We start from the raw sequence: 21600 nt of genomic DNA, 5'->3' as shown, positions 1-21600 counted from the left end.
TGAAAAATTGTCAAAAATTTGCGGCAAAGCCCGATTGATTATATTTTATTTCAATCGACTGGAGGTGATCTTTATGTTAATTGTTAATACTGGCGACACGCTGCCTATCAAGATATTTTTATAGCTGATTTTCTAAAATTTTATCCAGATCTTTTTACACTCCCGAAGAACACCTGGGACAATATCGTGTAGTTCTAGTATCTGGATATTTCTATGAAGAAGTTCATTTTGTACGAGTGTTATTCTGACTTTAAAGCTGAACCAAGGATTCCTTCCTGTATGCTATGTTTCGACCTGCTTGTTTTACTGCAAACGGGAGAACATTGTATGTAATATTACAAACAGTATCACAGATATTAAATAAAATAATATTTTAAAATCTATAATCCATTTTAAATTAAATTTCTGGCTATATGTGTATATAAAATTATTATAATTATCTTTTCTATATGCAATGTTCAGATAAGGCGATTAAATTAAAGATACAAATATATTACAGAAAGAGGGTATAAAAATGAGTGAAATTAGGCTATGTGTTTCCAAGGATTGCAATTTTAAATGCAGTTACTGTAATTCTGGAGGAGAAGGTATATTTACTCAGAATCCGCCTATGACAGTTAAAGAAATTAGAGACTGCGTTGAATTTTTAACTTATATGGGTGTTGATTCTGTTAGAATCACAGGAGGCGAGCCATTTATCAGGAAGGATATAATTGATATTATTAAAGAATTAAGAAAAATTAAAAAGATTAAATATATATCGATAGTTACAAATGGTAGTCTTCTTACAAAAGAAAAAATTGAAATACTTGAAAAACAAGGGATTAATAACATAACAGTAAGTTTAGATACACTTGACGAAAATGAATTCAAGAAAATTATTGGTGTTGAAAATATTACATTAAATAGTATTTTAAACAATATTATTTTACTTTCCAAAAGTACGATTAACGTAAGAATAAATATGGTAGTGACTAAAAGTACAATCAAACATTTACAGAATATGATTGACTTTTGTAACAGATATGGAATTGACCTTAAATTGCTGGATTTAAATAATTTAAATTTAAACGATTGGAAAGATAATTATGTTGAACTAGCTTCAGTTAAAAAGAAGTTGGAAAAACAGACAAAAAGAATTGAATATGAAAGTGTTAGAGGAAATTATGGTACACCAATGGAAATATTAGTATTTGATAATTTTAAGCTAATATTTAAAGATAGTACAGACGGAACTTGCTATAACTCTAGGTGTAAGAGTTGCAAAAATTATCCATGCCAGACAGGAATTTCTAGCTTTGTTGTTACACATGATGGACAAATAAAATTATGTGAATTAGGAAAACCATATAATTTCAATTTGAATATTTTGGTTAAATATTTTCGAGAATATGAACGAATGAAAGAAGAATTTTGTAATGTTACATTCCAAAAACTATGGAGAAAGGATGATAGTGAGAATGAAAAACACTACTTGGGAAAAAAAGAATGAATTAAGACTTATATTGACCCATTCTTGCAACTTCCATTGCCCGTTTTGCCATAGAGAAGGTGTGCATGGTAAGACAAGATATGAGGAGCATGAAATTTTAAAAATAGATGATTATGTATACCTTTACCAAATATGCAGTAAATATTTGGGGTGGGATACAGTAACATTAACAGGAGGAGAACCTTTAATTAGAGAGGATATTATTACACTTTGCAAAAAATTGCATATGTGTGGCGCAAAAATAACAGTAGTAACAAATGGTAGCCTGTTGAAGAATAGACTTGAAATTGGAAAATATGTATATCAATTAAATATTTCAGTACTTTCTGTTGATAAAAAAATATCGGCCAAAATGACGGGGGTAATAGATTCGTTAGAAGAACAGTTAGAATCAATTAAGTTGTTTAGAGATATGTATCCAGATGTAAAAATAAGGATTAATTCGGTGGTTACTAAATCAACTTTTAAAAAAGAAAATGTAATGAATTTGATGAAATATGCAGAAAGTATTATGGCATCAATGAAATTTATAGAGGTTTATCCAGTTGGCTCAAGCGAGTATTTGGATATAAAACAAATGGAAGAAATTTTGCAAGAGTGGAATTTCATCAAACAAGATTGCAAAGACAATATAAATATATATTCTAATGGAAATGAAGAAATTGCATTATATAGGTTAAAATGTTCAGTTGCTTGTGAAAAAGAAGATGCAGAAAGATATTGTCGAGCAAATCGTGATGTTTTCTTAACGCCACATGGAAAAGTTAATCTGTGTATGAAGACTAGTATTTTAAAAGATATATATTACGAGATAGTAGGCAAGAAAGAGGAAAAGCTGATTAAAAGCATAGAAGACATAATGAACTATAAAATTTTTGAATGTACGGAGGAAAAAAATGAAAGAAAAACTTGCAATTAATGGTGGAATAAAGTCTGTAACAATAGAGCATCCTCACGAAATTTGGCCACCATTGGCAGGAGAGGATGAGTTGAAAGAATTAGCAGAACAAAGAAATTTAGATATCTCAATTAGAGGAAAATCGGGTCCAATAAAAGAGTTAGAAGATGACTTCAAAAAATTTATGGATAATAAGATTAAATATACGGTGACATTCAACTCTGGTACTAGTGCATTATTAGCAGCATATTTCTCAGTTGGAATTGATGAGAATTCTGTTGTAATTGGACCAGCTACTACATATCATGCTGCATTAAGTCCGACTTATTTGTTAAAAGGAAATGTTAAATTAGTAGATATTGATAAGGAAACAAGATGTATTGATGTGAATCAAATCGAAAAAGCGATTACTTCTAAAACAAAAGCCATAACAGTTGTTCATCAGTGGGGTTATCCATGTGATATGGAAGCTATAATGAGACTAGCTAGAAAGTATTCTTTAAAAGTGATAGAGGATTGTTCACATGCACATGGAAGCAGACGTGATGGACAGTTATGTGGAACATTTGGGGATGTAGCTGTATTTTCATTACAGACAAATAAAGCAGTTTTTGCCGGAGAGGGTGGAATTTTAGTTACAAATAACGAGGAAATTTATAATAGAGCTACATTGTTAGGGCATTACAGGGAACGCTCTAGGGATGAAATAAATGATTTGAGTTATCAAAAATATTGGGTTACAGGTTTTGGTCTGAAATTAAGAATGTCACCATTTAACGCTATAGTAGCAAAACATTCGTTGAAAAAATTTGAAGCTATAAAAAGAGAGCGACATATGTGTTTGGAATATTTTAATGAAAGATTAAAAGAAGTTTCATATATCGAACCGCTTAAATTTGAAAAAAATATAGATATGGGAGCCTGGTATGGATTTAAACCATTAGTAATTCAAGAAAAGCTAGGAAAATATACCAAAAGTGATTTGATTGGCATGCTACAAGCGGAAGGAGTAGAAGTATCTAATCCTTCGAGCCCATGCTTGGCTACATTACCATTATATAGTGAAACAAAAGGGATGATGTTCCCCAATATTATAAAGGAAAGAAATGACATTAATGATTATCCTGTGGCAAGATATGTACAGAATAACGCATTATCATTGCCTACATTTAGTAATTTTTCAAGAGATAAAGAAATTATTGATCAGTATATAATAGCAATGAAAAAAGTTGGAGAGTGGCTATGTGTGTAATAAGGGATAAAAAATTAATTAAAGAAGCTCAGCTTAAAGGGATTTCACGATATTCAGTTGGAATAATAGTAGTTTGTTCAAAAGGATTATTAGTTTTGCAACGAAAGGATGAAGATAGTTTTGGAGGTATGTATGAGTTACCAGGCGGTAAAGTTGAAGAGGGTGAAAGCCTCGAATCTGCAGTTCGAAGAGAGTTATTTGAAGAAACTGGGTTAGTATGTAAAACAGTTAATATGTATACAAATTATTTTGATTATATTGAAAACGAAAAAACTAGACAATTTAATTTTTGGGTTTCGATAGAAAATATAGAAAAAATTGTACATCCTGAACACCAAGCCTACAAATGGATTTGGGATACAAAAAACTTAGAAACTTCAAGCGAAATGCAAAGTATGTTAGAGGATATTTTACACTTAGAATTTGTAAAAAGTTTGTGTGACAGTAATAATCATAATTGAAACATTAATATTTATTTTTAGAACAAAACGGATACAACTATTTTCAGATACGATAATACTTTGTAAAAAATAAGATTAACGCCGCATTTATGAAATCCTATTATATCATAAATGCGGCGTTTTATAGAGAATTGAATACCCGAGAACAGGTATTTAATCTAAAATATCCTTTTCTAAACTGCTTTATTTAGAATAAACAATTTTTTTGATACTACTAATAGATAAGCAATATTCATCTGCTAATTGATCAATGTTTTTTCCATAACTAAAATCTCTTCGAATGTTCATGTTACGCTCTATTATGAGTTGTTTTGAATTAGTGTTTGTACCCCATGATTTTTTATGATTCGACTTTAATGGTATGTATACAATATCACCTTCTATATAGTTTTGAATAGCTTCTAGCAATGTAGAAGGAAGGATATCCCGACCGTTTACATATTTCATGAAATAACCTCCAATACAATTTTAAATAAAATTGTATGTCGGTAGAATTAGGTGTTATTAAACCATACACTAGTAGAATTCTATCGACATAATGTATGGTTATATACTTGTGTTTTCATAGCTCATCCTCCTTTATACTAGCATAATACGACTAAATTATATCCAATTTTGAAATGAAATTGTTTAACATGTCAAAAAAACAAAGGTAGATGTAATTTTTAATATAATATCACAATTTTTTATTATATTCAAACAAGATTTTACCTTATGTACTTTATCATTATAAACAAGTTTGGAATAACTTTTTGCAAAAGTAAGTAGTAGAATAAAATTAAAATAAAGTATTGTAAAAATTTACGAAAGGAAAAGTGTACAAAGGTATCACTGCAAGTAAAAATGATATTGTTTTGTTTTTCGTATGCTGGAGGATCAGCTATGTTTTATAAAAAATGGCAGAAATATTTGGGCGAAGAAATTAAAGTTGTACCAGTAGAGTTGCAGGGCCATGGTATTAGATATAAGGAAAAGTTAGTAAACAATCTAGAAGTTATATGCGAAGATATTTATAAAATTGTAAAAGCACATATAACAAATGACAAATTTATGTTTTTGGGTCATAGTTTAGGAGGATTGATTGCATTTGAGTTTTATTATTATTTAAAAAAGAGAGAAAAAAAACAACCAACAGCGTTATTTATTTTGGGGTGTAAGGCGCCAATGTATTTAAAACTACCATTTGCACTCAGTTCTGATGATGAAAAACTTTGGAAAGATATTAATAGTTTGGGTGGAATACCAGATAAAGTAAATCGAAACGAAAGTTTAAAAAAATTCTTTTTGCCTGTATTAAAAAATGATTTTTCTATAATAAAGAACTATATATTTAATAAGAATAGAACCTTAGTAAGTTCAAAAATGGTTCTTATTAGTGGGGACAAAGATCCATTAAGCCCCAATTCTAAAGAAGAGTGGCAACTGTTATGTAAAGACAAAGCAGATATATATTTTTTGGAAGGCAATCATTTTTTTGTTTTAAATAATGGAAAGTCTATTTCGGAAATTGTTAAAAAAATAATGAATAAAATGGAGGTAGAGAAAAATGGAATTTCTTAATTTAGTTAGTTGGAAAGACAATAATAATATTGCTTTTTGCTGTGATAACGAAATCATTAGTTATAGTAATTTGCTAAACGATATTATTAAGATGAAGAATAGTAATAAATTAGAAAATTATAAAAATATTGCAATATATTTACCTAATTCTATAGATTATTGCAGGGTGTTCTTGTCACTAATTATTGCTGGGAAAAGAGTATTTTTGTTAAATTATGCATATACATACAGTGAAGTTAGACAACTTGTTGTTGAAAATGGAATAGAATGTGTAATCACCAATAGTGAAAAGAAAGGATTACTCGAAATTATTCAACCGGTTATGTATGTTGATAAGATAGGCATGCAAGATCAGAACTTTGATTTATTAAATACTGAGTTATTAAAACAAAATGAAGCATCTATAGTAATTTTTACGTCAGGAACAACAGCCAAAAGTAAAGGGGTTGAATTGACCATAGTAAATATAATAAATAATATTGAAAGTTACAAAAAAGTTATTAAATACCGTGGTGATGAAAAAGCATTAGTGACTGTTCCTTTGACGAGTAGTTATGGAAATTTTATGTTATGTGCATATTTAAGAATGGGAGTAACAGTTAAATTTTTGACTCAAAGTGGTGCATTAAAAAATATAATTGTAAGTTTGCAAAAGGATAAGATAACTCATCTTATTACTATTCCTACAGTTTTAAATCTGTTAATGAAAATGGAAAAGAAGCTAGAGGCGGAAAATTTAAAATTCATAGGATTTTCTGGGAGTGCTATATCTGGAAAAGTTATTCAAGAGTTAATAGAAAAATTTAATGATGTGAGTATAGTACAAGGATATGGAATGACGGAAGCAGGTCCTGTAATCGCGATGATGGATGAAGACAACTATAAAACGAAGATTGGTTCTGTGGGAAAGGCTTTGCCAAATCAGACGGTTATGATTGCATGTGATAATAAGTACAGTAAGACACCGTGGAAAGAAGGAGAAATTGTAGTATCAGGACTTAATGTAATGAAAGGGTACTATAACAATCAAGTGTCAACGAGTAAAGTGTTATATGATGGGTATTTACATACTGGGGATATAGGTTATTTAGATTCTGAAGGATATTTGTATATAAAGGGAAGGATAAAAAATTTAATCATTACTGGAGGATATAATGTAAGTCCTGAGGAAATTGAAAATGTTTTAAATTTGTATCCAGGTATAAAAGAGTCCTTTGTATATGCAGCCAAAGATGCAGTTGTGGGAGAAAAAATATGTGCGCAAATAGTTTTGCATAGTACTATAGAAAAAGATTTTTCTTCAAATGCATTCTTGAGGTTTTGTCAACAGAATATGGCAACATACAAAATTCCTAAAAAAATAGAGATTGTTTCTGAAATTATAAAAACAAAAAGTGGAAAGGTAAAGAGGAATTATGAATAAGGAATTAATTAGAGAAAAACTAAAAGATATTTTTAAAAAAACAGACATATTTCAAGTGGAAATTTTTGAAGATGAATCAATCGATATTGAACAATTAGATTCTATAGAATTTGTACAATTATTATTAATTTTAGAAAAAGAATTTTCGATTGAGATAGAAATAGAAGAATTTGACATTTCATACATGAAAAATCTTGATGAGATTGTAAGTTTTATCTACAGAAAAAGCAATGGGTTACAAGAAGAAAAAACAGTTTATTTTTATCAACGATGTTTAAATAATACAGATGTTGTACGAGATATTTTGAAGAAAGAATATTTAAATGGATCTGATGCTGGATTAATAATCGCAAGTACAACAGGAGAAACTGCTCAGAAAATTTATTCTTCAGTCAGTGAATACGATATATCCATTATCGTGTGTAAGCAAAATCTCAATGAAAAATTATACATGACAAAAGAAATGGAAAGTAGAATTTCAAGCTTTGCAAAATTATACGATATTCCATCAAAGTATTTAAGAAAAAAAGTAGGGAACTTGGGTGTTGAAATATTACGTTCTACTAGTCAAGGTTATAAAGTGTGTTGTGAAATGATGGAATATTTGAATGAAAATAATAAGTTGGAACTATCTAAATCTTATTTGGTAGTTGCAGGAACGGTAAAAGGTGCAGATACTGTAGTAGAATTTTTTGTGAATAAGAACGGAAAAATAAAATTACAGAGATTTTTAACCATTAATAAGCGTTAGGAGAAAAGATGAAAGAGCTAATAAAAAACATACAAATTTATTTTAAAAATTATTTGAGTAAATATAAGAAGGAAGTAGTTGAAATATCAATTTTATTGTTTTTTTCCATAATGATCAACGTTTTTTTACCAATTATTATTGGAAATTTAATTGATGGTTTAGGAAAGGGACATAGTATAATATTTTTTCAAATTTGTATTGCAATCTATATAGGGATTTTATTGCTAAAAATATTTATTGACATTGTGAACAGTTATTTAGGAGAAAAACTGGGATGGACTATTAGTAATAATTTGCGTGAGAATTTACTTAAGCATTGCGTGGAAAATTTAAATTATGAATTTTATAATAAACACTCTCCAGGAGAACTTATAGAAAGAATTGATGGAGATGTTACCTTTTTGGCAAATTTTTTCTCGACATTTATTATAAATATTGTAGGAAATACTTTTTTTATAGCATGTATTATTATTGTTTTTTATAAAAATAACTTATATGTAGGGTTAGCATACAGTGTAATTGCAGTTTTGGCTTATTTGGTATTTTTATCGCTCCAAAACAAAATTACAATTTTGTGGAGAAGATTTAAAGGAAATGAGGCAAGATTATATGGTTCTATAAATTCTTTCGTGAGTAATCAAGCTGACATAAGAGGGGTAAATAAAAGCAAGTATATTGAAAGAAAAATAAAAAAAAGAACAAACAGTATGAAAAAAAGTTTTGCAAAAGCGACATTTGTTGGAAATATACCAACTGCAGGTTTCTTTTCTCTATTGAATATAGGAGATGTTGTTGCTTTGGGAATTGCGGTTTATTTTTATTACAATTCTCAATTATCACTTGGAACAATTTATTTAATAAGTAATTATGTTGGTTTGTTAAATAGACCATTTATTGCATTACGATATGAATTTGAGAATATGCAAAAGATTGGTGCAGCTCTAAACAGAATATCAGAAATATTCAATATAAAAAAAGAGAAAAATAATGAACAGTTTCATTTTAATGATACTTCTGATATTGAGTTTAAGAATGTCTGCTTTTCATATGAAAATAAAGAAGTGTTGCATAATTTGAATTTTACAATATCATGTGGATCGGCTTTAGGAATTATTGGAAAAACCGGAAGTGGAAAAACAACTATAGTAAGAATGATTGCAAATTTATGCAATCCGACTAGTGGAGAGATAAAAATTAATAACCAAGACATAAGTTTGATTTTCAAAGAAGAATATTGGAAAAAAATTTATATGGTTAACCAAAATAGTAAGATATTATTTGGAACAATCTATGAAAATATTACAGATTTTACCTGTGATATAAGTAAAGAGGAGATAAAAAGTACATTAAAAAAATTCAATTTGTATGATTGGATTGAAGAAAAAGAATGTGGTTTAGACACGGTTGTTACTAACGAAACGTTGTCATCTAGCCAAATTCAGCTGTTAAATATTTTAAAAGCTCTTTTTTCTAAGGCAAAAATTTTTATCTTCGATGAAATAAATGCGAATTTAGATTATCAAACGGAAGAACTCATAATTAAAGCTTTATATATATTAAAAAGACAATGTACCTTAATTATAATTGCACATAAACTAAATATTTTACAATTGGCAGATTATATTTTGATTTTGGACAATGGTAAGATACAGGAATTTAACGAAAAAGAAAAAATAGCTAATAAAATAATAGAGGAGAATATAGAGTAATGAAAAATTTAATAAAAATTGCTCTTAAAGATACGCTGATTTTATATATCTTTGTAATAATTATTGATTCAATTTTTTATACTTTTAGTTTTACATTTGTTGGATTAGTAAAGAGAGATATATTTAATAAACTTCAAGGGCAAAATACACTGTTTGGGCAACCGATATGGATGTTGGTTATACTAGCTGCATTAACCCCGTTAATTATAAATGCTATAAAGCAATGTAATTCGTATATTGTAGCGAAGGTGCAACAAAATATTAACTGTAATTTAAAGTTGTATTTATTTAGAATATTAATCAACAAAAAAATTAATAGAAATCAGAGCAAAGATAATGGAAATATTATAGTTTGTTTTAGAGAAGATATCAATGATATTGTTTCTTTTTTTTATGACATATATATACAAATGCCAAAATTATTGCTGTCGATTGTAGCTTTGATAATCTTGTTTAAGATAAACCTTTTGTATAGTTTAATAAGTGTGGTTCCTTTGCTATGTATAATTTTTGCTATTCATGCTATTCAAAAGAAGTTAATTAATAATAGGTATGAAATGCGATGTGCCGTTGATCAATCGACAATATATCTTCTTAATATTTTTGAATCTATAGAGAATATTAAGATGTCAAAAAATAAAACGGCTATTATAAAAAAGTATCATAGATTAAGTGAAGAAAGAGCAAAAAAATCTATTAAAGATTTTACATTGCAAAAAGTATTAGAGATTTTTGCATCAAATTTTATGTATATTGCATTAGCCGTTGTTTTATTGATAGCGTGTTATGAGATGAATTCTAATACTTTTTCTGTTGGTGATTTTGTTCTTTATGAATATTATTTTTGGTTTTTATCAGATTTACCTACGGTATTTAGTAGTGTATTAAGCAAATATCGTCAGATGGCCGTATCTATTGGAAGAATCCAAAAACTATCAGAAGAAGATTCCATGGATATTTGTTCAAATATATATGTGAATAGAAAAAAAGAAAATATATACATTGATAATCCAATTGTTGCAGTTTGTGGAGAGAATGGAGTTGGAAAAAGCATACTGCTAAAAGATTTTTTTGAACATGAAATCAGTAGATGGAATAATGATATATGTACTTTGTTAGATGAACAGTATTTGATGAAAAAAAATATAGTATATATATCTCAGAATCCAATATTATTTGAAGGCACTATTCTAGAGAATATATGTATGGGAGAAGAACAAAATAACAATCTTTTAAAAAAGGTTATAAGGATATCTGCTTTAGAAAATGATATCGATAAAGGCAAGCTGAATTTAAATGATGTAGTGGATAGTATGGGAAAAAATTTGTCTGGAGGAGAAATAAAAAGAATAGCATTGGCTAGGGCTTTGTACCAAAATCCAGATGCACTACTATTGGATGATATCACAAGCGGGCTGGATCTACGTACAGAGAAGAACGTCTTAATGAATTTTAGACAATTAAATATACCAATTTTCATTGCTACTAGCAGTGAAAAAGTTATTCGAAGATCTGACATAGTTATACGAATGGAAAAAAGAGGTAAGAGTTATGCTTAAAGACTTGAAACCATATTTTAATGCAGAACGAACTTGCATGGAAAATTTATTTATATCACTTATTCAAAAATATGGAAATGTAGAGAAACTATATTTGTACGCATGGAATTTTGGATATTTGAATAAAAAGAATATCAATTTTGGGGAAAGAATAATGCCTTCAAGAGAAGGAGAGGGGTTAAATAAAGAGATAGAAAAAGCACTTCAAGAATTTTTTGGGATAAGAGTTATATGGCATTTAAATTATGCAAAAAATGCTATTAAAGTCATTAAAGATGAATTGGAACGAGGAAGACCAGTTATAATTGGAATTGATATTTTTGAGTGTGAATGGCATAAAGTCTTTCAAAAATACCATTCAGTACATTATTGTTTAGTAATTGGAGTGACAAATGAAGAATTAGTTTGTATTGATGATACTTTGGCTAGTTGTAACGGAAATTTACGTTTAGTTCATAGACCTGAATATATTACAATCCCATTCCAAAAATATCTTCAATACGGTTTTGGGTTAGTTACATTGGAAATAAGTGACAATAGGAGAAATCCAGAAAATTCATTATATAAAAGTGCTTTAAAAACATTAACAGGTTTTAGAGGAGTAACTGATTTTGATCAAATGAGGCAGCTTAGAGCAGATATAGTAACTGAATTTGATATTAAAAAAGAAATAAATGGATTTGAAGACGCATGGGCCCTAGATATTGTTAGAGCATTGGGGTATATAGTTTGGAATAGAAAAAATTTTTTGACTGCCCAAAAAATTTTTTCTAGAGAAACTGAGAATATATATATGTATTGCAAAAAGATGGAGTCAATAATCATAAAATGGGAAAATATAAAGAATTATATATTGAAATATGCCCTAGAAAATAGTAAAAATGCGTTCGATATAAATTATATAGCAACTACATTAGATAAAATAATCTATGAAGAAGAAAGTTTAGCGATTTCTATTGTAGACGAATATGAGGCGAAAAATGATTAGTACAGTAACTGGAAAAATAGAAAAAACAGAATTAGGTCAAACATTGATGCATGAACATATTATTTGTTCTAGTTCCTCAATGAAAAAAGCATATAAAGATAATTGGTATAACGAGCGAGATATAGTTGAAATGGCTTCCAAAAAATTGAGGGAGGCAAAAGAAAGGCATAACATACAGACGATTGTAGATGGAACTCCTATAAATTTGGGAAGAGATATATCAGTATTAAAAAAAGTATCTATAAAATCGGGGGTAAATATTTTAGCTTCTACAGGTTTCTACTATACTGAAGAGCCATTCATGGAAGCAATGAGTACAGAAAGTTTTTTTGAACTTTTGTTATATGAATGGGAAAACGGAATAGAAGGAAGTGGGATTCAACCAGCTATGTTGAAATGTGCAACTAGCATTAATGGTATAACTGAAACAAATGAAAAAATACTAAGAGCAACCGGTTTAGCTGCTGTAGTCACAAAACTACCCATTTTTGTACATTCAATACCTAAGGAAGAGATTGGATTAAGACAGCTGGAAATCTTGTTAGATTGTGGCGTAGATCCCCAAAAAGTCATTATGGGACATTTAGGGGACAGCGATGATATAAAATACATAGAAAAAATTTTAAATTATGGTTGCTATATAGGATTGGATAGATTTGGAGTTGGAAAAAACATAATATCTAGAATAGAATGCTTGTTAATGTTATATAAACGAGGATGGACTCCCAAAATAATTTTATCTCACGATTATTCTGTATTTATTGATTATGGATTTGATATAAGGAACAGAAAAAAAAGTATAGTCGATGGTAAGCAAGTTAACTATGGATTTTTACATGAGAATATTTGGGAAGAACTACAAAAATCAGGATTTGCCCAAAAAGATTTTCATACGATATTTGTAGAAACACCAAAAAAAATACTAGATATGGAGGAGTAAAAGTGAAAATGTTAGTGGACACACATGTCCATACAAATTTATCAAATCATGCATATAGTACAATCGACGAATGTGCTCGCTATGCTCGTCTACATCAATTAGAAGGGATTGTAATGGCGGATCATTTAAATGATGATATTAGCTATGACATTCTTGCGAGTTTATTAAACAGAGAAGTGTTGCCATCAAATATATATGGCGTACAGTTAATAAGAGGAATAGAAGTGGATATTATTGATGTGAATGCTCATTTATCGGGTGAAGATACTAAGTGTTTGTTTAATACCGAAAAAAATGTATGTGAAGCAGTTTTGGATACAAGTGATATTGTTATAGCAAGTGTACATTCGACATATAAGGGGGGCAATCTACTAGCTAATACAAATATGTTTATAAAAATTTTGGAAGATCCAAGGGTTAATATTATTGGACACTGTATAAAGTCAAATATTTCTTTTGAGATAAAGGAGGTAGTGAATGCAGCGAGAATATTTGGAAAACCGCTAGAGATAAACGAAAGTACATTCGGCAATAAAGAAAAAATAAAATATATTTATGAACTTCTTGAGTGTTGCGCAGAAGAGGATACTATGATAGCTATTGGCTCTGATGCACATTGTGCCTACGATATAGGACGATTTCACAAAGTAAATTCCATACTTTCAGAAGTAGAATTTCCTGAAACTCTTATAGTAAATAAGAAACTTATAGAATTTTTAAAGTACATGGGAGGAAGGTATGAATAGAAGAATTGCTATTATTTCGGATAACAGTATAGAATATGTGAAAAAAATTATTGAAATATGGAATAATGGAGATTCAGTAGTATTAATGGATTGGAGAATTCCATTTCCAACTATTATAAAAAATATTAAATTGGCAAATGCAAAATTTTGTTATATTGAAAAAAAGTTTGCAAGTAAAATATTTGAATATCCGGAAATTAAGTTTAAAGTTATAGAAAAAACAACAGATAGTTGTGTTGTTATGAAAGAAATAGTAGACAAATATCAAGACAATTATAGTACAAAAGAGGCTGTTATTTTTTTTAGTTCTGGAACAACTGGTCCAGCCAAAGGAATAAGATTATCGCATAAGGCTATATCTCAAAACGCAGATGCTATAATTGATTATTTAAAAATGACACCCAAAGATAATTTATTTATTACTAAAACGTTAGCGCATTCATCTACATTTGTGGGAGAGTTGCTACCCGCATTAAAATTAAAGTGTAAATTAGTTGTTGTGCCGACTATTATGTCGATTAGGAAGGTGTTTAATGTTCTACACAATCATGACATAACTATGCTAGGGGTTAATCCAACTTTATTGCAATTATATGGAGAAGTTGCAAAGAAACACCATGTGGAATTTCATAGTCTGAGAGTAATTAGTTGCAGCGGATCTAATTTGAGTAAAGAATGTCATAGTAATATAAAAAGAATTTTTCCTAATACTAAAATTTTAAATGTATATGGTTTGAGTGAATTAGGACCACGTGTTGCAGCCCAAAGATATGATGATTATAGATGGACTGAAGGATCTGTTGGTGTTGCGATTAAAGGAGTTAAAATAAAAGTGGTAAGTTGTGAAGGAAAAGAGGTGAAAGATGGAGAAAAGGGGTGTATCCATGTAAAATCAGAATATAAAATGATGGGATATTTAGAAGGTAAATCAGCAAGGAAATCTTATTATCAAGGATGGTTCAATACTGGGGATATAGGATATGTAAAAAATGGTGAGTTATTTGTTACAGGTAGAGAAGATGACATGATTATATGCGGTTCACATAATGTATATCCAGCATCAGTGGAGGAAGCTATATTAAAGCATAAGAATATAAGGGAATGCGTTGTATTTGGTTATCCGGATAAGTTATTTGGAGAGAAAGTAATATGTTTTTATGTTACCAATGACAGTGAAATAAAGGAAAGCGAACTGCGAGAATTTGTTAATAAGAGTCTTGCCGAATATGAAGTCCCAACAGAGTTTTTAACTGTACAGGTCTTACCATTAACTGAAAATGGTAAGATATCTAGGCGGTTAGCTCAAAAATTGTATGGCAAATTAAAGGAGGAATATATGTAAAATGAAAGAAAACATTGATGAGATTATAAAAAAAATGATTGGAAAATGTATAGAAAAAAAAGATGAAGAATTACTGGAAAATTTTAAAAATTTGAAATATGATCTTGGATTTTCTTCAATTAATATTATGCAATTAATTTATGAACTTGAAGAAAAGCTAGGTATTACTTTAGAAGGAGAAGTAGAAATAGAAAAATTTTATGACTATGAAAGTTTGTTGCAAATAGTAATGAATACATATAAGGAGGAAAATGACATGAATACAAGTGAAATTAGAGGAACAATTAAAAGTATTTTTGAGGAAGTATTAGATGAAGAAATTGATTTTTTAAATGACGGAGATTATGTATTTAGAGATTTTAATTTTGAGTCAATGGATATTATGGATTTATCGTTTCGTATAGAAGAAGAGTTTGATATTTCTATTGAAGACGATGAACTATGGAACTTGCCAGGATATATTATAAACAAAGAACTTTTAGTAAATGGAAAAATGAATCAAGAGGCATTGGCTCTTGTGAAAAAAGAATTTGAACTGCCAGAAGAAGAGATCGTGGATTTAGAAAGTCCATTTGAATTAAACGATTTCATAACGATTGGTATGTTAATTAATTATATAGAAAAAAAGCAGAGGGGATAGAGTGATTTGCTCTTGCATATTAGTGAGGGAACAGTGCTTGTAAAGACGGTTAAGGTTATGATAAAGCGTATAGACTTATACAAGCACTGTTTTAAGTTAAGCTATGTCAATTGTAAATAGTTGCGTTTCTGTACCAGTGAAATAGTGGTATTGTATCTATAGGATAAGATAATTTGTTATAAAATTTTTGATAGTTAACTTCATAAGTCAGTGTTATATCATGATAAAGAGAACATTTTTAAATGATTTATTTATGTGAGATTGAAAGGAAAGTGTAAAATGGAAATAAATTTAAATGGAAAAGTGGTTGTAATTACTGGAGGAACAGGATTAATTGGGGAAGGACTTGTGAAACGATTTGTAAATGAAGGATGTAAAGTATATTTCACATATCTGAAGAGCAAAGAAAAAGCGAATGTACTGGAAAAAACGCTAAAGGAAGAAGGAAAAAACATAAAAGGTATTTGTGTTGATGGAGTAGATTTAAAAGCAGTAGAAAATTTTATAAAGGTAGTAATTAATGATGAAAAAAAGATAGATGTTTTGATAAATAATGCGGGGTATATTCCAAGAGAATTGTTTTCAAATACAACAATTGAAACATGGGACAGAGCAATGGAAGTAAATGTTAAGTCTGCATATAATTACTGTAAAACAGTATTGAAACATATGGTAAATAAGAAAAATGGGGTTATTATAAATGTTTCATCTCTATCAGCTGATCGTCCATCTATCGGACAGGCCGCTTATGCTGCTTCTAAGGGGGCTATAGAATCTTTAAGTAAAGTTTTAGCCATTGAAAATGGTAGAAAAAATATTAGAATTAACACTATTGCTCCAGCTTTAGTATTAGAAGAAGCATTTCATAGAAATATCCGGGAAGAAAAATTAAAGGAGATATTGAGTAAAACTCCGTTACATAGATTTGCATCGGTAGAAGATGTTGTAAATACTGTAGTTTTTTTGGTAAGTGATGAGGCAAAATATTTAACCGGAATTCAAATTCCAATAACTGGAGGAAGACACTTAATCTAGGGTGGTATAACATCTTGATTAAGATATGGAGGGTTTAATATGAATAGAGTAGTAGTAACAGGTACAAGAATCATTACTTCTTGGGGAAATGATCCGCATATTGTGTGTGAGCAGGCTCTTCTTAATCCACAAATAGAAGATTATGCAAATTTTCAAAAAAGGTGCAACTATGTTGAGAATATTAAATTTAATGGAAAAAAATTAATGAATAATGCAAATTTTCTAGAGGTATCTAATGTACTTTCTATGATGAATGAAATTTATTTGTCACATGAAGAAAAAATGCAGTGTGCAATTTATTTAGGTAATCAATTGATACATCCCAGTCAAGAAATGATAGATATATTTCTAAAGTATTGCTACGAAAATGATATGCTTTCTTTGGAAAAGATAGGTAAAAATATAAAAAAAATTCCTCCGCTAAATGGAATAAGAATACTTTCCACTATTCCTTCAAATTTTATAGCGGAGAATTTAAATATTCATGGTAGTGGAGAATTGCTTTATACAGGTGAAAATTCAGGATTAACTAATTTAATTATGGCATCAAAAAAAATAAGATATGGTGAATTGAAACAAGCTATTGTAGCATCTTCATATTCAGAATTTGAAAAATGTGTGTATTTTTGGAATGATGAAAAAGAGCTTAAAAAAGGAGAAGGTACTGTCGCTTTGTTTTTAGAAAGTGAAGAAAGTGCCAAATCAGCCAAAAGAAAAATCTTGGCATATGTAGGTGAGACTGCAATCAATACATTTCCGGATGAAACTCCATTTAATATTTCTGATGAAAATATTCTTAGAAATATACAGATTTTATTGAAAAAACATACCGAATTAGGCGATAACATCGATTTCTTAATTCACAGCAAACTGCATAATAAAGACAATGTGAAAAAAAGATATAAAATAGAAACATATAATATGAGAGAACGCATAACTGGAAAATTAGAATATTGTGGCGGTTTATTAGATTGTGTTTTAGGAATTGCTTTAATGGAGAAAAAGAAAGAAAAAAGTTGTATTATTGGTGATTGTGGGATTGGGGGACAATATAATTCAATGATTTTGTATAGGAGGAATGATGAATGAGTAGCAAGGTTGTAGTAACTAAAATGGCAGGAGTAACTCCTATAGGGAATAGTGAAAATGAAATTACTTATAATTTATATCATGGGGTAAGCGGTATAGATAAAATTACACGTTTTGAAACAAGTGATTTTGCTATTAAGCATGCTGCTGAATCAAATATAAATTGTATTATTCAAGATAAAGACTATAATTTGGAAACTTATCAATGGCAAATAGTTGATTATACTCTTAGAGACATACTACCTAGTATATGTAAAAAATATAAATCAACAGAAATAGGGGCGATAATAGGAGTTGATCCGAATATAGCCACTAAAGAGAATTTGGAAAAATTGTTATTAGAATATAAAACTGGTACAAATCAAAGAACAGAAATTCGACAACAGTTGTTTCATACTAATCCAGTATCGTTACTCTATTATTTGGCAAAGAAGTATGAAATTCAAGGACCATGTCTAGCCAACCTAGGAACTTGTGCAGCATCTACACAAGCTATAGGAGAGGCTTATAAAATGATTGAAAGGGGAGAAGTTGAGGCAATGCTTGTTGGGGGATTTTCCTTTAAAATAGAACCAACGACTATTGCGCGTCTAGAACGGCTGGGGGCGTTAGAAAAAACGAAAGAAAATATAGCAGAAAATTGTAGACCTTTTGACAATAATAGAAGTGGTTTTACGATAGGGGATGGAGCAGTCTTCTTTGTTTTGGAAAAAGATGAAAATGTTGATTTACAAAAGGAAAATGTTTTATGTTCAATAAAAGGATATGGAAGTGCATTAGATGGATATTCTATGACAGATCCTCATGTGGATGCATTAGGAATGACATTAGCAATGGAAAGGGCATTGGAAGATGCTGCAATGCAAAGGGAAGAGATTGACTATATAAATGCACATGGTACAGGTACGATTAAGAATGACTTGTACGAAACAGTTGCAATAAAAAATGTGTTTAAATCATATTCAAAAAAGTTGAAAATTAGTAGTACGAAGTCTATGCATGGACATCTTCTGCCAGCATCAGGGGCTATGGGAATGATGTGTAGCATAATTGCAATGCAAAATGGTTTTTTTCCACCAACTATTAATTATCATGAAAAAGATGCAAAATGTGATTTGGATTATGTTCCAAATATTAGAGAAACAGGTAATATTAAAAATGCAATGATTAATTCTTTTGGATTAGGTGGTCAAAACGCAACTATTATTGTGGGAAAGGAATAAAATGAATTATATAAGAATGATAATGAAGGAGAGGATTGAAAACAAAAATATAACTACAAAATTTGTTTATAAAGAGTGTGAGGAACAGACACTTATAGACAAGAATACATTTGTACCAATATATATCATGTTTGAAACTATTTTTCAAACTTGTGGTAAACTTGCAAGAAGTATGTTTGATAACAAGTACGGATCATATATTGCAAATGTAAAGCAAATAAAATTTAACCAATATGCTGTTGTTAATCAAATGATAGAAATAATGGCGCAAATGAAATATTATAACGATAAATTAGGATGTTATATTTTTGAAGTTAGTGTTAATAGTGAAAATGGATTGATAGTGGAAAGAGGAGAAATAATGATGAAAAAAACTACAGAAATTGATGTGAGTCAGCTAAGTGATTTAGATTATAATAAAGAAAGGAAAAAATCAAATGAGATTATTATTGATTGATAAAATTGATTCAATAGATAAAAATTGTATTGTTGGGGAAAAATATGTTAGTTTTAATGAAGAGATTTTTGAGTATCACTTTTTGAGAAATCCAATTATGCCAGCAGCTATGCAAATTGAAATGGCAATTCAGCTAATTAGAGTACATAATTTATATGTTTCAGACTGTAAGGATTCATTTTTACCTATAGAAGTAAAAAACTTTAAGTTTTATGATGTTGCAGTGCCAGGGGAATATATTATTGTAAAGTTAAAATTAAACGATAATTGTCCAGAATGCTATCAAGTAGAAGGTCATATTGGAGATAGAAAGATATTTAGCGGTAAAATTGTAGGAAATAAAATTCAAGCTAAAAAAATTCATAATATGGAGTTTATGAGAGAATATTATGAATTTCTTGTTAAGGAGACTAGAAATGCTTAGTATAGATGCTATTGAAAGGCGACACAGCACCAGGCTTTTTAGTAAAAAAAAGGTCAGTAATGAAAAATTGAACAAATTTATTTTTGCTGCATCACTAGCACCATCTAGTCACAACAAACAGCCGTGGTTTTTTCAGAAAGTAATAAATAAAGAATATATTGACAAAATAGCTGATTTAAATGAAAAGAATAAATGGGTTAGAACCTGTGAAAATATGATTGCTATTTGGTCAGGAGAAAAAGAACTTTCAGACAATGATTTGCTTTCGCTTGGAGCAGCAATAGAAAATCTCTTGTTAGAGGCGACAGCTAATGAAGTGCAAAGTTGCTGGATAGGTGGAGTTCAAAAAAAAGAAGTTGCAAAGATTCTAAAAGGTAAAGATGTAGAATATGAACTGATTGCCTTAATTGCTTTGGGATATGAAAAAATCAAACTACAACCCAAAATGAAGAAGAATATCGAAGAATTAATTATATGATAAAGGAGAGGAAATAACTATGTACGAGATAGACTGGATTAAAAAAACTATTCCTCATAGAGAACCATTTTTATTAATTGATTCTATATATGAGCTAGAAGAGGGGGAAAGATGTATTGCAGTAAAAAATATCACAGAAAATGACTTTTGGGTTAAAGGGCATTTTCCGAATAAGCCAATTACACCAGGAAGTTTAATGATTGAAATGTTAGCTCAAACAGCTGGTGTTTGTTATGGGAAGTTAAATGAAAAAGAAACAGGAGTTTTAGTTGGATTGGATAAAGTTCGCTTTTATAAAAAGGTAACTATTAATACATTATTAAAGATTACGGCAAAATTGATTCGTGTTTGTGGAAAAGTGACCTTTTTTGATGGAGAAATATCTGATGAAGTAGACAAAGTGCTAACATGTCAAATGATATTTTCCAAAGAGAAGATTTAGGATGGTATTGGATATGGATGTTTTAGATATAATTAATAAAAGAAAAAGTATAAGAAAATACAAAAATCAGAGTATTCCTCCAAAATATCTAGATAAAATTATTGATAGTGCAAGAAAATGTCAATCGGCAAAAAACAGACAACCATGGAAATTAATGATTATTGAGAAACAGGATAAGGATATGATTGCTAAGATAATGCTAGACACATTTTTAAATGCACCTAGCCTAGAAAAAAAATATATGGCAAGTTCCGTTATGTCTTCTAAAGTAATCAAAAATGCTCCGATAGCAATTGGGATATTTAGAGATAACGAAGAAATACAATGGGAAAAAGAAGATTTATTGTCAATAGGAGCTGCTATTGAGAATATGTGTTTGGAAGCAACAAGCTTAGGATTGGGCTCAGTTTGGATTCGTGATGTTTATTATTCTGAAAAAGAAATAGTGAAACAATTATCAGTGAATAATTTCCAATTAATATCTATATTAGTAATTGGAATTCCGGATGATGAAAGTCCTTGTACGTCCAGAAAGGAAATGAAAGAAATTATATTTGGAGATTATATGAGTAATTAGTTTAGCAATCCTAAATGTTTTTGAAGTTTAATTTTGGGATAGAGTCACAAGAGAAGTTATTGTATGTCATACTCATTAATGGCGACTTTATAAGAACTGCATAATATTTAATGT

General features: G+C 29.3%; 23 protein-coding genes. 22 read left to right on the top strand and 1 reads right to left on the bottom strand.

Annotated elements, in window-relative coordinates:
* Positions 1 to 514 precede the first annotated feature (514 nt).
* The 4 genes from BQ5364_RS09195 to BQ5364_RS09180 are packed head-to-tail and all read left to right on the top strand — an operon-like array spanning position 515 to position 4103.
* On the top strand, positions 515 to 1492 hold the full coding sequence (locus tag BQ5364_RS09195; RefSeq protein ID WP_071144158.1) for a radical SAM protein: 978 nt from the start codon (positions 515 to 517) through the stop codon (positions 1490 to 1492).
* Positions 1461 to 2411, top strand: a complete 951-nt coding sequence (locus BQ5364_RS09190; protein ID WP_071144157.1) for a radical SAM protein — start codon at positions 1461 to 1463, stop codon at positions 2409 to 2411. Before BQ5364_RS09195 ends, BQ5364_RS09190 begins: the two co-directional genes overlap by 32 nt.
* Positions 2389 to 3642: a DegT/DnrJ/EryC1/StrS aminotransferase family protein gene (locus BQ5364_RS09185; RefSeq protein WP_071144156.1), complete on the top strand. Its 1254-nt coding sequence runs from the start codon at positions 2389 to 2391 to the stop codon at positions 3640 to 3642. Before BQ5364_RS09190 ends, BQ5364_RS09185 begins: the two co-directional genes overlap by 23 nt.
* Positions 3633 to 4103 (top strand): NUDIX hydrolase, encoded by a 471-nt coding sequence (locus tag BQ5364_RS09180; RefSeq protein WP_071144155.1) that lies wholly within the window; start codon positions 3633 to 3635, stop codon positions 4101 to 4103. Before BQ5364_RS09185 ends, BQ5364_RS09180 begins: the two co-directional genes overlap by 10 nt.
* A gap of 183 nt (positions 4104 to 4286) precedes the next feature.
* Here the strand turns inward: BQ5364_RS09180 and BQ5364_RS09175 are convergent, their stop codons facing one another.
* Complete coding sequence (locus BQ5364_RS09175) at positions 4287 to 4550, bottom strand: CD3324 family protein (protein ID WP_071144154.1); 264 nt, start codon at positions 4548 to 4550, stop codon at positions 4287 to 4289.
* A 396-nt stretch (positions 4551 to 4946) separates the two neighbouring features.
* Between BQ5364_RS09175 and BQ5364_RS09170 the strand changes: the two genes are divergently transcribed.
* The 18 genes from BQ5364_RS09170 (at position 4947) to BQ5364_RS09085 (ending at position 21486) form a co-directional block, all read left to right on the top strand.
* Positions 4947 to 5663: a thioesterase II family protein gene (locus tag BQ5364_RS09170; protein ID WP_083382791.1), complete on the top strand. Its 717-nt coding sequence runs from the start codon at positions 4947 to 4949 to the stop codon at positions 5661 to 5663.
* Positions 5650 to 7086, top strand: a complete 1437-nt coding sequence (locus tag BQ5364_RS09165; RefSeq protein WP_071144152.1) for a class I adenylate-forming enzyme family protein — start codon at positions 5650 to 5652, stop codon at positions 7084 to 7086. The genes BQ5364_RS09170 and BQ5364_RS09165 overlap by 14 nt, the downstream gene beginning before the upstream one ends.
* Entirely contained in the window at positions 7079 to 7837 is a 759-nt protein-coding gene (locus BQ5364_RS09160) for a hypothetical protein (RefSeq protein WP_071144151.1), read from the top strand. Before BQ5364_RS09165 ends, BQ5364_RS09160 begins: the two co-directional genes overlap by 8 nt.
* Before the next feature lie 8 nt (positions 7838 to 7845).
* Positions 7846 to 9546 carry an ABC transporter ATP-binding protein gene (locus BQ5364_RS09155; RefSeq protein ID WP_071144150.1) on the top strand — a complete coding sequence of 567 codons (1701 nt, stop codon included), beginning with the start codon at positions 7846 to 7848 and terminating at the stop codon, positions 9544 to 9546.
* Entirely contained in the window at positions 9546 to 11105 is a 1560-nt protein-coding gene (locus BQ5364_RS09150; protein WP_071144149.1) for an ATP-binding cassette domain-containing protein, read from the top strand. The genes BQ5364_RS09155 and BQ5364_RS09150 overlap by 1 nt, the downstream gene beginning before the upstream one ends.
* Positions 11098 to 12093 carry a BtrH N-terminal domain-containing protein gene (locus tag BQ5364_RS09145; RefSeq protein ID WP_071144148.1) on the top strand — a complete coding sequence of 332 codons (996 nt, stop codon included), beginning with the start codon at positions 11098 to 11100 and terminating at the stop codon, positions 12091 to 12093. The genes BQ5364_RS09150 and BQ5364_RS09145 overlap by 8 nt, the downstream gene beginning before the upstream one ends.
* On the top strand, positions 12086 to 13033 hold the full coding sequence (locus BQ5364_RS09140) for a phosphotriesterase family protein (protein ID WP_071144147.1): 948 nt from the start codon (positions 12086 to 12088) through the stop codon (positions 13031 to 13033). The genes BQ5364_RS09145 and BQ5364_RS09140 overlap by 8 nt, the downstream gene beginning before the upstream one ends.
* 8 nt (positions 13034 to 13041) lie before the next feature.
* Positions 13042 to 13779 (top strand): PHP domain-containing protein, encoded by a 738-nt coding sequence (locus BQ5364_RS09135; RefSeq protein WP_235837200.1) that lies wholly within the window; start codon positions 13042 to 13044, stop codon positions 13777 to 13779.
* A complete protein-coding gene (locus BQ5364_RS09130; RefSeq protein WP_071144145.1) occupies positions 13772 to 15121 on the top strand; it encodes a class I adenylate-forming enzyme family protein in 1350 nt (449 codons plus the stop codon). Before BQ5364_RS09135 ends, BQ5364_RS09130 begins: the two co-directional genes overlap by 8 nt.
* 1 nt (position 15122) lies before the next feature.
* Entirely contained in the window at positions 15123 to 15761 is a 639-nt protein-coding gene (locus tag BQ5364_RS09125; protein WP_071144144.1) for an acyl carrier protein, read from the top strand.
* A 279-nt stretch (positions 15762 to 16040) separates the two neighbouring features.
* Entirely contained in the window at positions 16041 to 16796 is a 756-nt protein-coding gene (locus BQ5364_RS09120; RefSeq protein ID WP_071144143.1) for an SDR family NAD(P)-dependent oxidoreductase, read from the top strand.
* A gap of 39 nt (positions 16797 to 16835) precedes the next feature.
* Positions 16836 to 17885: a hypothetical protein gene (locus tag BQ5364_RS09115; RefSeq protein ID WP_071144142.1), complete on the top strand. Its 1050-nt coding sequence runs from the start codon at positions 16836 to 16838 to the stop codon at positions 17883 to 17885.
* The gene (locus tag BQ5364_RS09110; RefSeq protein ID WP_071144141.1) at positions 17882 to 19108 is read left to right on the top strand and encodes a beta-ketoacyl-[acyl-carrier-protein] synthase family protein; all 1227 of its coding nucleotides are present in this window, start codon (positions 17882 to 17884) and stop codon (positions 19106 to 19108) included. Before BQ5364_RS09115 ends, BQ5364_RS09110 begins: the two co-directional genes overlap by 4 nt.
* Positions 19109 to 19130: 22 nt before the next feature.
* Entirely contained in the window at positions 19131 to 19565 is a 435-nt protein-coding gene (locus BQ5364_RS09105; protein ID WP_159431681.1) for a hypothetical protein, read from the top strand.
* Positions 19546 to 19989, top strand: coding sequence for an ApeI family dehydratase (locus BQ5364_RS09100; protein ID WP_071144139.1), 444 nt, complete (start codon positions 19546 to 19548; stop codon positions 19987 to 19989). The genes BQ5364_RS09105 and BQ5364_RS09100 overlap by 20 nt, the downstream gene beginning before the upstream one ends.
* Positions 19982 to 20467 carry a nitroreductase family protein gene (locus BQ5364_RS09095; protein ID WP_071144138.1) on the top strand — a complete coding sequence of 162 codons (486 nt, stop codon included), beginning with the start codon at positions 19982 to 19984 and terminating at the stop codon, positions 20465 to 20467. Before BQ5364_RS09100 ends, BQ5364_RS09095 begins: the two co-directional genes overlap by 8 nt.
* A gap of 19 nt (positions 20468 to 20486) precedes the next feature.
* Positions 20487 to 20909: a 3-hydroxyacyl-ACP dehydratase FabZ gene (fabZ, locus tag BQ5364_RS09090; protein ID WP_071144137.1), complete on the top strand. Its 423-nt coding sequence runs from the start codon at positions 20487 to 20489 to the stop codon at positions 20907 to 20909.
* A gap of 13 nt (positions 20910 to 20922) precedes the next feature.
* A complete protein-coding gene (locus BQ5364_RS09085; protein WP_071144735.1) occupies positions 20923 to 21486 on the top strand; it encodes a nitroreductase family protein in 564 nt (187 codons plus the stop codon).
* The last annotated feature ends 114 nt before the right edge of the window (positions 21487 to 21600 follow it).

It is taken from the genome of Coprococcus phoceensis, from assembly GCF_900104635.1.
GTDB classification, from domain to species: Bacteria; Bacillota; Clostridia; order Lachnospirales; family Lachnospiraceae; genus Faecalimonas; species Faecalimonas phoceensis.
The sequence above is the reverse complement of the archived record's forward strand: the minus strand, read 5'-3'. Positions and strand labels throughout refer to the sequence as shown.